5 protein-coding genes are annotated in these 10,809 nt (G+C 57.4%); 2 read left to right on the top strand and 3 right to left on the bottom strand.

The genetic code is table 11. The annotated features are described in order from the left end of the window. Positions 1–2: 2 nt before the first annotated feature. Both ACNJYA_RS08075 and ACNJYA_RS08070 read right to left on the bottom strand, forming a co-directional pair. The gene (locus tag ACNJYA_RS08075) at positions 3–1,691 is read right to left on the bottom strand and encodes an ABC transporter substrate-binding protein (protein ID WP_439402406.1); all 1,689 of its coding nucleotides are present in this window, start codon (positions 1,689–1,691) and stop codon (positions 3–5) included. Between the two features lie 34 nt (positions 1,692–1,725). Continuing rightward, complete coding sequence (locus tag ACNJYA_RS08070; RefSeq protein ID WP_439402405.1) at positions 1,726–3,066, bottom strand: NtaA/DmoA family FMN-dependent monooxygenase; 1,341 nt, start codon at positions 3,064–3,066, stop codon at positions 1,726–1,728. Positions 3,067–5,399: 2,333 nt separating this feature from the next. Between ACNJYA_RS08070 and ACNJYA_RS08065 the strand changes: the two genes are divergently transcribed. Further along, positions 5,400–6,308, top strand: coding sequence for a hypothetical protein (locus tag ACNJYA_RS08065; protein WP_439402404.1), 909 nt, complete (start codon positions 5,400–5,402; stop codon positions 6,306–6,308). 980 nt (positions 6,309–7,288) lie between these two features. Here the strand turns inward: ACNJYA_RS08065 and ACNJYA_RS08060 are convergent. Continuing rightward, positions 7,289–7,732 carry a VirK family protein gene (locus ACNJYA_RS08060; protein WP_439402403.1) on the bottom strand — a complete coding sequence of 148 codons (444 nt, stop codon included), beginning with the start codon at positions 7,730–7,732 and terminating at the stop codon, positions 7,289–7,291. Positions 7,733–8,409: 677 nt separating this feature from the next. Between ACNJYA_RS08060 and ACNJYA_RS08055 the strand changes: the two genes are divergently transcribed. Further along, positions 8,410–9,387, top strand: a complete 978-nt coding sequence (locus ACNJYA_RS08055) for a hypothetical protein (RefSeq protein WP_439402401.1) — start codon at positions 8,410–8,412, stop codon at positions 9,385–9,387. Positions 9,388–10,809 lie beyond the last annotated feature (1,422 nt).

Raw genomic sequence — 10,809 nt, 5'->3', positions numbered from 1 at the left:
CATCATTTCTTGTCGTCGAAATGCGCATCATAGAACACAGGTTCGCCAACTGACCCACGGTCCAGCCAAACGTCTTTCAGGCTCGGCTTGGTCGCCAAAGTTACGTCCAGCACAGTAAGGCCAATGACGGGTGCCTCATCCACGATCTTCCGCTCCGCCTGCTGATAAAGCGCGGTACGTTCAGCTCCATTGAAATGCTGTTCCGCCTTTTGAATGATGTCCCAAAGCTTCAAATCCTGGTAGCGTGAAGGATTGAAGCGATTGGGCTCGCCATTCTGATCGGGCTTCCACGAGATCCGGAATATCTCAGCGCCGGGGGCAACCCAATAGAGGAGAACGACCTCATAATCATCGGGCCCGAGGTTTTTTCCGGCGAAGAAATCAGCCGGATTGGTGGGTTGGAGATGTATGTCAAAACCGGCCGCCCGTGCCTGCTGCTGGATAACTTGCAAGGCTTGCTCGCCATCCGGCTTCAGAAAAGCGTTCGAATAGGAGATACGCACGATCAGCGGACGACCGTCCTTGATACGAACGCCCTTCAGGTTTCGCTCGCTCCAACCCGCCTGATCAAGCAGCTGATTGGCCTTTCGAATATCGTACCCATAGGACTGCCCGAGCTCACGCAGGTACTCCGGCGAGCTCTGACTTAGCGCACCGTTACCTTCAAATGGCAAAGAACCGAGGAAGGATGTGTCGACCGCGGCCTTTCGGTCAGTAGAATAGGCAAAGGCCTTGCGGACGAGCATGTCGTCAAAGGGGGGCCGGGCCGTATACAGTGCAAGGCGCAGAGGGGTGCCCCCGGTCAGGTGCCGCAATACTGGAAATCGGGAGTTGGCGTCCTTCCATGCGACAGCCGGAATGTCATATATGGCATCGGTCTCGCCCGCGATCAGCGAGCCGTATCGGACAGTCTGATCTGGCAGAAACTTCCAACTAATCCCGTCAACGTAAGCCGGCCCTTGATGTTTTGCGGTGGCCGGCGCCGAATTGTAGTCGGGATTGCGGCGGAAGGTGACTTCTCGCCCATGGTGCCACTTGTCGACAATGAATGGACCTGAACCGACGGGGTTCTCGCAATTGACCGCAAGTCCACGTTTGAGCGCCGATGGCGAGAGAATGCCTTGTGAGGATTGGGCGAACACGTTCAGCAAAGGCTGGAACGGCACCTTCAATTTTACCTGCAACCTCAGAGGAGCAATTGCCCTTGCCGATTCGAAGCTATCGCCGAGATAAGGAGCGGCAGTCGGATTGCGAAGATCGGGGTCATTGCTGAGCCATCCGTTGATGTTGTCAGCGATGGCCTGCGCATCGAGGGCAGTCCCGTCGGTAAACTTTACATTCGGCTTTATCTCGAATGTGTACACCTTTTTGTCGTCGGAGATGGTCCAAGACTCGGCCAGCCATGGCAAAATCTTGCCGTCCTCGTGGCGCGCAACCAGATTATCGCTATACTGGCGTTGCAGATACCATTGTTGAACCCATCCTCCGAACAGGCAGGCAGGCTCTTGGAAATGACCGTAACGAATAACGCCTCCTCGCTTGACGCTGCCGGCTAAGCTTTCTTGAGCGTGAACGCTGGGCGCCAAGTGCGACAGGCCCAAGAGCATGACAAGGGTGGCCGCAACCGTTCTTGCTTGAAGGTTCGACTTGCCAGTGAAGCGCCTCGCTGACAGCGCATTTGAGAAATGCATATTCAGTCTCCAGAGCATTGGTGTTGAGGAAGCGTCAGAGCGGTGAGCGAGCTGTGGCTCGTGCCGGCACAAGAGGAATCGAGATCCCAAAATGCTCTCGCAGAGTCTGTCCCAGATATTCTTTACGGAACAGCCCGCGCTTCTGCAGGATCGGAACCACATGGTCGACAAACGCTGAAGTGCCATCGGTCAGAACATCCGGAATGATGTTGAAACCATCGACCGCGCCGGCGCGGAACCATGCCTCAATCGAATCCGCGATCTGCTCGGGTGCACCCACGAGCAGGCGGTGGCCAAAGGCTTGAACGCTGCTAATGATCTCGCGAACCGTCCGGCCTTGACGCGCCAGAGTTTCAATCGTGCGATGGTGACCGACAGAAAACGGAACGTGATCTGGATCAGGCAAAATCTCCTCTGGGATTGGCCTCTCGAGGCTGAGCTTCTCGACTGCCACGCCCATGCTTCGTGCAAGAGCGGCGATGGCGCGCTCCAGATCAATCAATCCATCAAGCTCTTCTTTGCGGCGAGCGGCTTCTTTCTCGGTGCCCCCGATACAGGTGACAAGGCCTGGAAGGATGAGCGGAGCCGCAGGACGGCCGAATTGCCGAGAGAGCGCGCGTAGGCGCTCTGCCTCCTGCAGAGCCGTTGTCAAGTCTCCCGCCGCCGCAAACACGACATCTGCGCTGCGGGCACCGAGCCGTAGTCCGGGATCCGAGCCACCCGCCTGAACGATGACTGGGTGACCTTGGGGCGAAGCGGGATGCGTCAGCGGGCCTCGGATGCCGAAGCTATTGGTATCGGGATCGAGCAGGCGGAATTGGCTTTGATCTGCGTAAACTCCCGCAGCCTGATCGGCGATGACCACCTCGCCGCTCCAGCTCAACCAGAGAGCTCGGACAGTTTCAACGAAGTCCTCGGCGCGTCTGTAGCGATCCGCTCGCCCGACTTCTCGGCCGCCAAAGTTTGCTACCGTCGCCGGGCTCGACGTCGTGACCGCGTTCCACGCAACGCGGCCATAGCTGATGACATCGAGCGATTGGAAACGCCGGGCGAGATTGTAGGGTTCATTGTAGGTCGTCGACGCTGTCGCAATCAGGCCAATCCGGCGCGTCTCTCGTGCAATCACGGCGAGAACTAGGGTCGGTTCGAGCCCATTAAGCGGTGGCTGGTGCGTAATGTCGAAACTTATCGCGGGAGTATCGGCGAGAAATACAGCATCCAGCAGACCACGCTCCGCAACCTTCGCAGCCTGGACGTAGTGCTCGATATCGAAAAAGGCACTTGGATTTGTGCCCGGCCAGCGCCACGCGGCGGAATGACCACCAGCGCCATGAAGATTAAGGCCAAGATGAAGCATGGAGCTAACCGAAGACATAACAGCCCCTAATGCAGCCTCTGAGCCACTTGGTAGGCCTTGAGGACAAGTCAAACTCGGCGATTACCCTGCCCTTTCGCGCAAGCTCAGGGTGAATGTGCGCCGGGCAGCCGATTTGAAGAATGAATAACAAACGGTCGGCTGATGTTAGAGGACCCTCACCGAAGAAGCCTCGGCCACATCCTGTGATGTTCTGCGAGCGGGCGCGGCCGCAAAAGGATTCGACCACGCTGGCGGCCCATTGACGCCGTCGTGACAGCCAGCTTCCGGCGGCCAGTTGATTCCACACGAGCACACTCAATTCGGCTCTCCAGAATTCACGAAGGCACCCCTTCACAGGAAGGTGTTGGGATGCCCATTCACGTTCGAACCTCGATGATCTTTAGAGGTCGAGACCACGCAACCGCAATAGTTGAGTATTTCAATCTACTCTCGTCTGGTGGGATCCTCTTCTATTGCGACTGTCCATCCTTCCACCGCTCGCTTAACCCAAACGGCCTCTGATCAGGCTCCCCGAACGCGTGCTGCGTGATTGCGCGACTTCAATTGGCAGCGTCGGCTAAAGCGAAGAACATGCATTGATGCGTTCGAGAGCACATGACAGATTTCGGGACATTGTTGATCAATCGCATGCTGCCCTCGTTGCAAAGCGACATCCGATCATTAAGGCCGCGCCAAGCCAACCATCTAATAATGAGATGAAACATTCTAGATTATAGATGCCTCGTTGCGCCAACGCTTGGAAACCGAGCTCTCTTCTGCACCACCGTGCCGCCCGCTGCATTGGAGTATGTGCATTGGTTCCGTTACCTTCGAAGACAGGCGGCCTTGGAGCGTCAAATTCGCGGGCATCAACATTCGCAGAATCACCTGGTTGGGTACGGGAATGTGTCACGTAATGGCGCATGGGGTGGGGCGCGCCTCTCCCGCAGTATCGCGGGCTATCAACTTCAACAATGCCGGATCGAACCGCCTGCCCAGCGCCGAGGTCTGCGGCAACCGTCGGCGAGGAAGATCACGGATGACACGCTCCGCGCCAGCTGGTGGAGGACCGCAGCCCCGGCGTTCTGACCTAAGCCATCTCCGTCCCTGCTACCGTCCTGCCATGAGCCCCCCGAGCGCCAAGAGCGGCTTCCTTGTGGCATCCCAGCTGGTCGATTTTGATGACGTAGGAAAACTGATGCTAGTCAACTTCTTCATGCGTTGGGTTCGGCACCACTTATTCTGCGGTTCGGGAGCAAGTCTCCGCCGCTGTGAATAGATCAGGCCTTTTCTACCTGAACGCGGCGCAGGCAGTCGGCATCACTGGTCTGGGGTCTATAGCTACGTTGGCTGGAAACGCCCAGCTCAGAGAAGGGAAGGAGGGGCCGGTATGACCGACTGCGGACCGCTCTAGGTCTTTTGTTCGACTACGCCTGCAGGTCACACCACAGGCTTTCGCGGCGATATGTTTGTTAGGCGCGACCAACCTTGTTGTGCACTGTGTGGCGCATCGACTGTAAGCGTCAGCTCCCCAGTCTGTCCTGTTCGAGCTGAGGCGTCCCGTGCGCCGATCCTCACCGCCGCGGCTCTCATGTACCCGAATCGCTCGGGCCCCGCCACGTCTGGTTGGCGATTCAACGTCTCGCGGCCGCGCGGCCTCTCAATGTTATGAGTTCAGCTGTTACCCACCTTATTTGCGGATGCCCGGATCGAAGTCACACGCGCCGCTCTTGTTTTTCGACCAGCGACGCGAACCCTCACGTCAGCAGCCCAACAGAGGACACTGAGCTTCATACCACCATCGGTCCGGTCACGAGCCCGATGGCTGCGGCCAGATCCAACTGTTCAGATCACAGCTAACATCTCGACGCAATTTCGAAGACATTCACTCGCACCAATGCAAGCTAACTCAGACAGACTTCTCCACGCGAGAGCGAGCTCACCGATAGCTGGGTTTGCGCCGGGCCGCCTCTCCCGGACCTTTCTCACGGCGCTGCCATCGAGCGCGACAGCGACGATGACGCCATCTCGCCAGACGTAGCTCTGCACTGAACAACAGGCTTGCCAGCACAGTCACAAGGGATCCGAGTTTCCTAGCAATGAATGTGGTCAGCTGTTCGACAGCTAAGCCTTCTAGCATACCAACATTTCTGTCCGGGCAGGAGGGCCGACTTGATTTCAAACTCTGGAAGAGAAGATTGACCAGGACCCGGGTCAGTCCCACCCGTACGCCCTCAACACTTCGAGAAGCAGACCGGCGTATTTTGTAGCAGTGCGCGCGGCTCGGTTTCTGCGCCTTATTGATCAACTTTGTACGGGTGAGATTGACACGGTACCAAAGGGAGAACGAAATGGACCCATTTGACAACGTCAACCCATCCGGGGCTCAGATGAATTACCTCGAGCCGCAACAGGAAGAGACAGCGCAGGCAAACCTTGAGCAGCGGATTAGAGAGGCTCAGCCAATCCTCGCGACATCGGCTTCGCCCGAGACTGGATCGAACCGGACCGTGACCGATGGCAACAAGAGAGCGCAAGCCATTCCGGACAACGAACGCTGCGCGGCGGTACCCTTTGTCAGAACTCGCGCGCAGCTTGCCGCAACGCTGACCTGCGCGAACCTTCCGGAACTCAGAAGAGAAATTGAACTCGCTGCGCAAAGATCAGCAAAATGGTCAAGAGCGAGTGGATCGTCAGTCGACCGCGTTGATAGTGGCCGCGTTTACGACGACGCGGTGGCATCGTCATACATGGAGCTGCAGCGGTTTCAAAACCACGCCAGTCATTGCAAGCCACATGCGTTGGACGGTCAAAGCGCGATGGCCCATTTGCGCTCTATGGCGGCTTTGCGTTACGACGCTGCCCCCTGGAATATCTGGGGAGGCCAACGACTTGATCTGGGTCGCGCAGCGGCAGAGCACATGAGGGGCGATACCAGTTCTTCGCCTTTTGTGTCGCTGTCCGAGGAGGCCTCACAAATGCTCCTTTCGCCGGACGATGACAACCAGTATGGCGCCAAAGTCATCGCAGAATACGCGAATGAGTTGCACACCTACACGGTGCCGACGGTCACAACTTGGACGGCGGAAGAGATCGTCAGTATTCTCGAGGACGGAACTGAGAATGATGAACCCGATCTGGCATGGGTGAGTGATACCCCAACTGAAGAGCGTGAGGTCCTATTTTTGGGCGGGAACCTGGATGACTATCGGACCGCTAGCGCATCTAATCCATACAGAAAGTCGGCGACAAAAGGCTGATGGCACAGGCTTCGGAAAGGGCGATTTGCCTTTCCGACGCTCGGAAATGTCGAAAGCAGAGTTTCGGGCTACCAATAATACTCCCGTCCAACTGGCCAGCGCAGGGACTGGCCGGGTACCGTGCTTAGAAAATGAGAGTTTCTGCCCAAACCTATATCGTCTCCTAAGTTTGCCGCACTGATCCTCGGGTCGGGACGGCCCTTGGTGCTCATTATTCATTCTAGCTTTCCGCGTGGCCAGGTTAGGTTTTTGCGAAGCAAACATGAGTAGCGTTAGAAAGAGGTGGCCATGCCCGCCGACCGGAGCATGGATGGATACAACGCGATCAGTCCAGCCGACGGCCGCGCTCTTCTCTTCCGTTGGGCGCAATTTGGCTGAACGAGGTGCTCGTCGGCATTTCGGGCGGCTGCTCGAGCTCCCGAAACGACGGACCGTTTGCTCAGGGAGCCTAGATCTGCGCCTGACCGGTGAGCTAACCCATAGCGGCTAGCCCAGATGATCTTAAACGGAATGGTTCAATCACTTTGTGGCTGCATTCGGCAGCACTGAGATTTCAGGTGAAAGGACCCCAAGAGAGGCCAATGAAAGGTACGAGCGCATCCTGGGGGACCTAGGGTCGAGTGTCATCATCGCGAGCCCCGGCTGGATCGACTTGAAAATAATCACCAGGACCGCCGACAGTGTGCGGACGTCCTTGGCGACCTCATCTGAATCCATTCAACTGAGAGCCTTGGCTCCAACCCATACGACGACTGCCGGAAGCGCCGATCTTCCAGTCCCTGAGATCGAATGGAGATCGGCGGCCGTCATGGCTTGCCTAAGCAGCAAGTTCGTGCAACTTGATCCTCGCCCGGCGGAACGGCGGCCAGATCACATCCGATCGTTCCTGACGAACCAAACGATCCCTATCATGCCGTGCAAAGGTCTCCGCACGATCGAAGGCTCTCGTCTTGACCCGGCCCCCTGCTCGGTGCTCTTCGTTACCAGATGAACTTCGCGCCATCCGGCAGTTCGCAGATGAATTCGCCCTGGTTCACGAGTTCGGTGGTTCCGACGACCAGTTTCGAGGCCCGCACCGTCAGCTTGCCTTCGCGGCTAAGGCTATGGCGGATGTACTCGGTCACGGCATGTCCGGAGCTGTCGACGGTTTGATGAGCATTGGCAAAGCTGATGCCGTGCTGGGTGGTCACCCTGAAGGCTGTGATGACCAGACCGGCTTGCGTCGCCGACGCAGGCTTGCCACCCTCCGCCGCGGTACAGCGGCTCATGTCCAGTATGAGCTTCACATTCTTCCCCGCCTGAAGCGCACTGAGCACCTCGGTGTATTTCGGCGAGGGCTGCTCATCGGCTCTCACCGGCACGCTCACGCTCGCGGCCGAAAGCAAGGCCAACAGGATCGTTAGTGCTCGGCCAGTATACTTCATGTGCTCTTCTCCCTCGGTAAGTACTGCAGATTGCGCTTCTAAAGACGTCGTGCTCGCAAGCCGTTCGTCTGAGTCCAAACACCACGCGCGCTCGCGCCTGTACCAAAGCCGCCTGTTGCAACGAGGCGCAAGTCGCTGTGACGCTATTCCAACATCACAACCTCGTAGGTCAGGTTTGCTGAAGTGGCTTAGCCTCGCCCGCGTCGACTTGAACGATTTGATCCTGCATCGTCCTCCGCTTGGAAACCACAGAACGCAAGCCGGTTGTGCTTTGTCCATCGCAGTCCTAACGGGTGAGAGAATGCAGTTTTCACATCTGCATAAGGAGACGATCTACGAAAGCAATTCGACTAGCCGTAAGCGTCAGTTCGTCCGTCTTGCTGTGCAAGGGCGCTCTCCCAAGATGACGCGTCCACAATGAGGTGGTGGAGCGAAGCTGACGCGGCGGTCCGAACAAGCTCAGTCCGGGGACCCCTTCTTGGTCTGATCGAACACCAACGCCGGAAGGCACAAGGCAGCGCTTCGCGCGGCTTCCGTCCAGCAGACCGTTCTCCTCGTTGACCGAATCTATTCGACTCATTCTGAAGCTAATGACCTCCCTCCTGGTTCGTCAGCTTCTCGAAAGCTGCACCTGCAACAATCTACGCCGACCGCCTGCACTTCGACGGGAGCCAGAGATGAATGTCGATCCAGGAAATGCCACAGACACTCCCTTTGAGGCTCACAATTCGCTACAGGAGCCGCGCTGGGTCCACGGGCCACAGGACGAGCTTAACGCGCAGATCAGCGCACCGGCGCACGGTTCAGACGGTCAAGAAAGCTTCGAGCAGCACCTGAATGACTTGAATCTAGACGACGTAGATTCTCTCTACCCAGCCTCGGCTTCACTCCCCTTAGCGGCAAATTCCGCGATCGCCAAGTCCTCGTCTGCTCCAGGCGTGGAGGCTTCGCAAATCGATCGCTGTCCAGCCCCATCATTTGTCGGCGCGCGCGCCCAGCTTGCGGCAACGCTGATGGGCGCCACGCTCCAAGAGCTCAAGAACGAGATTGTCCTCGCCGAAAAGCAGTCAGCGCGATGGGCGCCAGCGGGAGACAACGGCGTCGACCGGGATCGCATTTACGACAATATAGCGGACTCGACATATCTCACGCTGCGTCGTTTCCAGAACCAGGACAGTGATTGCAAACCGCGCACGGAAGCCACCACATCTGCCATATTGCACGTCCGTAACACGGCGCGAGATCATTCTTCCATTGGACATCCTCTGGAGCGACATCCCCTGGACCTGGCACGCCAGGCTGGATGGCATATGCGTGGTAAGACCGCTTCTCCATTCGTGTCCTTGGTTGAAGAGCCTTCGAAACTCAGCGTTTCCCGTGACCACTGGGCGAGAGCGATCGCAAACGATGCCGACACGCTGCATACCTACGTCGTACCAAAGTTCGCAGTCTGGACGCCCGACGACGTACTGAGCAGTATTGGCCTTGGAATGAATGTGGAGGATAACGACAACATCGATGCGGATGTGGATTTGATGTGTTCGCTTGGCAGAGCGCCAACCCGTGAGACTGAGCGCTTGTTCCTGGGCGGCAATTTGGAACGCTATCGAGTCGCCAGCGAAGACAATCCCTTCAAGCGGAAGACTGGAGAGTAACGATTAGCCAATCGGCGACTGAGCCCTGCGCGTAGGTCCCTTAATGATGACGAGATGACCATCCGAAGGAACGGGTCATCCCAGCGACGCCGCTTCACGAACAACGGCAACGGCTTGACCACAGGCTCTGATCAACCTATCCCTTGACCTGCGCGGGGGACGAAGGCGCGCCCGCATTGCAAGAGGTACTCGAGAGTGTGGAGGAGGACACACTCGCGCCATTGCTCGCTCTTCCAGGGCCCTTATTCGAGTGCTGCGGCCTCTCCTCGCACCAATCCGGTCGCCACCGACACATTTGGAAGACAGTTCAGATGACGTGAACCACTCAGGCCGCGCATCGATCTTTTCCGCGCGCGACTTGCCATCGATGGCGCGATCAATCCCTAGAGCTCGAACGCGATCGCATCAAAGATCAAGTCAACAGAGTCTCGCTCACGCAGCAAGTCCTGGCGTCGCACAATGGTCTATTCGCTACCTGGATGCGTTCCATCAAAACAATCGATTTTGCCGATCTTGCCCAAACGCTCCATAGTCGCTCGTGATCTATGGAGGTCGCATTCAAGAATGTCGTTTGGCAATCCTTCCAGTCCCTTGCCGGTCAAATCAGCTTGCGAGCTTGGGCGCCTGCATTCCAGAAGTTAGCTCCTGCGCTTCACATAGAAGCGTTACGCGGCTCGCCACCGTCTCCCTGCTGCATTGGCATGCATAAGGTCGACCGGACGATCGTGACCTCAAGGCTTCAGGGACAGCAAAGAGGACTGCCTTCACACAGCGTCATCGCCTATAGCTCGCGCTACGCTCATTGGACCGACGAAATGCTCATGACATTGGGGAGAGGGATAAGCGTTACGCGCAGGTCAATAGTTCGGTTTCGGACGTGTAGTCATCGCTTCAGGCTCGTTGTGAGTACTAGAGCACTGCTACTAACCAGCGGTCGAAAGCACTTGAACCTCACATAGCGTCAGATTGTAGGATTTCTGACAACCGCGACACAGAATCCGCTCGCGTGAACTCTTCCTGACAGGTAGCAAGAATTGCGAACGTCTCAAAAGCACAATGCTTCGCCGCGCCGCCAAATCATGCTGCTGGTCGGCTCCTCTCCAAGGTCAGCGCCCCTCATGGCCTATGGGCAGATCGAAGGACGCAGCGCCGATCCCTCACAAGCGACGCAAGATGCACCGCGCGAGAACGCTTGCGGCCGCAATATGGGCCTCGCCGGGCACACTCCAACTCCACAACCGAGATCCGATCATTCCGGCGCCGTGTACTCCGTGAGACGAAATGGCTCTGGTGTAGCCACTGGGATCTATGCGCGATGACAACACCGTGGAGCTCGATTCGGCATTCGCTCGCAGCTTTCGCTCGACTGCGACCTATGAGGGTACCTCGTGCGCGGCAGAACTTCAGCACGGGCACATCTTG

This window comes from Bradyrhizobium sp. BLXBL-01 (genome assembly GCF_051853025.1).
Taxonomy (GTDB): Bacteria; Pseudomonadota; Alphaproteobacteria; order Rhizobiales; family Xanthobacteraceae; genus Bradyrhizobium.
The sequence above is the reverse complement of the archived record's forward strand: the minus strand, read 5'-3'. Positions and strand labels throughout refer to the sequence as shown.